Annotated in this window: 1 protein-coding gene and 1 pseudogene; both read right to left on the bottom strand. The window is 62.7% G+C overall.

Annotated features, from left to right (window positions below; translation table 11 throughout):
• Positions 1 to 265: 265 nt before the first annotated feature.
• Complete coding sequence (locus IIB36_20435) at positions 266 to 1,006, bottom strand: ATP-binding protein (protein MCH7534106.1); 741 nt, start codon at positions 1,004 to 1,006, stop codon at positions 266 to 268.
• 11 nt (positions 1,007 to 1,017) lie between these two features.
• Positions 1,018 to 2,573 (bottom strand): annotated as a pseudogene (locus tag IIB36_20430) (IS21 family transposase).
• Positions 2,574 to 3,038: the final 465 nt, after the last annotated feature.

Genomic DNA, 3,038 nt, shown 5'->3' with positions numbered 1-3,038 from the left:
TTACCGGGTCACGCTCGGCTGAGTTTTGGAACAGGACGGGCTCTTCGGCCGCATTGGTCGCGCCGTTCATGACCGAGACCTTAACCGCTCACGTCACTAGGGGGCGGCGCACCAGGTAGCGCACGATGTATTCCACGTCGAGGTCATCGCGTTCGATGCCCCAGAGTGCGTATTCCGACGAAGTGGGCCAGGCAGACCGAGGCAAGTGGGCCACCCAGACCGGGCAAGAGGTCAGGGTAGTCGGAGCGAAGCGACGCTGGAGTGATCAGGTAGTGGTTGGGGCGTGTCTCCTCATGGACGCACCTGTGAGGTGGATACGATGGGCGTGATGAACGAGCCTGTCGAGGATGGCATCGCCGAAGGTGGCGTCGCCTACGACGTCATGCCAGTGCTCGATGGGTAGCTGGCTGGTGACAAGGGTGGCACGCCGTGCGTAGCGGTCCTCGAGCACCTCGAGGAGATCTCTGCGTTCGGTCTCATTGAGGACCTGGAGCCCGAAGTCGTCGATCAGGAGTACAGCTGTTCTTTGTAGCCGGTCGAGCAGGCGTTCGTAGGATCCGTCGGCGCGCGCGATACGGAGTTCGTCGAGGAGCCGAGAGAGGCGGAAGTAGCGGACAGAGAGGCCGTGGCGGCAGGCGCTGTGGCCGAGGGCGCAGGCGAGATAGGTCTTGCCAGTGCCGGTCGCTCCGGTGATGAGCGTGACCTGGTGATTGTGGATCCAGTCACAGCCGGTGAGTCGAAGGATGACGGACCGGTCGAGCCCACGGCGTGCTCGGAAGTTGAGATCTTCGATCGTAGCGGAAGGGAGCCGGAGCTTGGCCTGACGCAGGAGGCGAGTCCGGCGCCGATTCTCGCGCACAGAGCTTTCTCGTTCGAGGAGCAGAGCGAAGCGATCCTCGAAGGGCAGCGTCTGGACGTCAGGGACACCGCGCTGTTCTTCGAGCGCATCGGCCATGCCGGTGAGTCGGAGTTCATGGAGCTGGGTGAGGGTCTGTTCGATGAGCATGGATTCGTCCGTCAGTTGGATGGTGGAGTGCGGTAGTAGGCGCTGCCCCGCAGGTTTTCATGGTCTTGGGGCAGGTCGAGCGAGACTTGCGTGTCTTCGTCGCCGAGGCGGTCGAGGCCGTTCTTGAGGATCGAGGCGATCGAGCGGTAGGAGATGCCACGGATATTGAGAGCTCGCTGGCAGGCAGCCTCGAGTCGCTCCGTCGAATAGCGTTTGCCGAGACGCATGATGCCGAGACAGGCTCGGTATCCGTGCTCGGGATGGGGCCGATCCTCGAGGATGTGACGGACCACGTCCGCAGTATGAGGTCCGCTCTTGGAGGCCCACCGGATGATACGCGAAGGCGTCCATTCGAGATGCTCGGCATGTGCCTTGGGTCGGTGCGATGCGTCGGTCGTGAACGCGCCCTTGCGGTGGCTCCTCAGGTGGGCGGCAATGCGTCGACCGTCGTGGAAGATCTCCACGGTCTGGGCCGCGAGGCGTACCTCGACCTTCTGGCGAACGAGCTGATAGGGCACGCTGTAGAGGTGGCCACCGACCTGGACGTGATAGTCGATGTTCACACGTGCGCTCTTTCGTTCGGCGAACTCGTAGCGCGTCGTCGGCAACGGCCCGAGGGCTGGCCGGTCCACAGCTTCGAAGAGGGACCGACGCGTGCCCTCGAGCTTCTGGAAGGGACGATCATTGAGTGCATCGAGGAGCCGGCGGATCTCGCGATTGAGCTCCCCCAGGCTGAAGAAGGTGTGGTTACGCAGAGGCGCGAGGATCCAGCGTTCGACGATCTGAACGCTCGTCTCGACCTTAAGGCTTTGTCACGAGGTTCGCCCGGACGCGCAGGCAACACCGTCGTGGCGTAGTGCGTCGCAAGATCCTGGTACGTCGGATTGATGTCCGGGTCGTAGCGACACGCTCGTTTCACACCGACCGCGAGATTGTCCGGCACAAGAGCAGCTGGCACCCCACCGATGTACTCAAACATCCGCACATGACTCGCCGTCCAGTCCGGCAGGCTCTGTGTCCAGGTCGCCTCGGCGTACGTGAAGTTGCTCGCGCCCAGAGCCCCGACGAAGATCTGCGCCTCGCGTACCTCACCGGTATCCGCGTCTACCACGGGCACGGTGTGGCCCGCGTAATCGACGAAGAGCTTCTCTCCACCCAGATGCTCGTGGCGCAGCACCAGGTCCAGCGTCCCTCGCCACTGCCGGTACAGGTCACAGAACCGGCTGTATTGGTAGCCGTCGCTGTGCACCGCCTTGTATTCGAGCCACAGCAGATCGAGCGTCACACCCTTACGGCTCAGTTCCTGACGGACCTGCGTCCAGTCCGGAAGAGGCCGTGGCCCACCCCCAGCTTCTGGTGCAGGAAAGAGCCGGGCCGTGAGCTCGCTCTCGGCCAGCTCACACACCACCGCCCAGCCCAGCCCAACTTCGTCCGCTCGCGTTCGATATCGGCGCACCGTACTGCGTCCGATATCCAGGCTGCGCGCGATCGTTCGGTCCGAACGACCCAGAGCCGCCAGTCGTAGTACTTCCTTCAGCTTTCGCATGGATAACCGCTTCGCCGCCATTGCACCCCCTCGCGTGATTCGCGTCTACGAGGGACCGATAATGACGGCCTCAGGTTCAGGTTATCCAGCGCCTCCTTCGCACAGCCCAAGGTGGCCCACTATGTCGGAATGGCAGGACCTCTTCCTCGGAATGCCTGGCCCTCTTCCCTCGGAATCGGTGGCCCACATGCTTCGGAATGGCCGGCCCACTTCCGTCGGAATACGCATCCGCTTGAACCGAGGAGGCTTCCCCCTCCACGTGTCATCGATGGAGAGGTGCTTGTCGACCAACGCATCGCATCCGCCTAGTAGTGACATTGAGATGGCTCCTTGGTGCAATACTGACGGCGACATCAGTAAGCTCACAGGGGGATGTGACAGGGCGTCTCAGCAGTAGCCAGAAACCGTCGCCGCCAACTCCTCCCACGACACATGACACCCAGCTCCAGCTCGGTTGCGAAATCCGGGAGACTTCATGACCAACTC

The sequence above is a fragment of the Gemmatimonadota bacterium genome (assembly GCA_022560615.1).
Taxonomy (GTDB): Bacteria; Gemmatimonadota; Gemmatimonadetes; order Longimicrobiales; family Gaopeijiaceae; genus UBA1138.
Note: the sequence above shows the minus strand (reverse complement) of the source record. Positions and strands in the feature narration are given on the sequence as shown.